Source organism: Bradyrhizobium sp. Kon58, from assembly GCF_055807455.1.
In genome coordinates, this window is record NZ_JBVVOT010000648.1 from 1 (window position 1) to 237 (window position 237).

The following is a 237-nucleotide window of genomic DNA, read 5'->3' on the forward strand; positions in this document are numbered from 1 at the left end:
GTCAGCTGTAGGGAATAGCACAGGCCCCAAAGGCCTGCGTGCGAGAAGCTGGAATTATGCGGATAGCGTGTGAAAAAAATGCAAAACCAAAAATGTACACAGAATCCATGTGGGAGGGGGCTTGCCCCGATTGCAGTGTGTCAGCCAGTGTATGTTTAGCTGACTCACCGCTATCGGGGGCAAGCCCCCTCCCACATGGATTCTGTGTACATTTTTGGTTTTGCATTTTTTTCACAC

1 protein-coding gene is annotated in these 237 nt (G+C 49.8%); it reads right to left on the bottom strand.

What is annotated here, in order from left to right:
- Position 1: 1 nt before the first annotated feature.
- Positions 2 to 237 (bottom strand): hypothetical protein (locus AC0L20_RS41820; protein ID WP_473295965.1); only part of this gene is annotated, 236 nt, incomplete at its 5' end.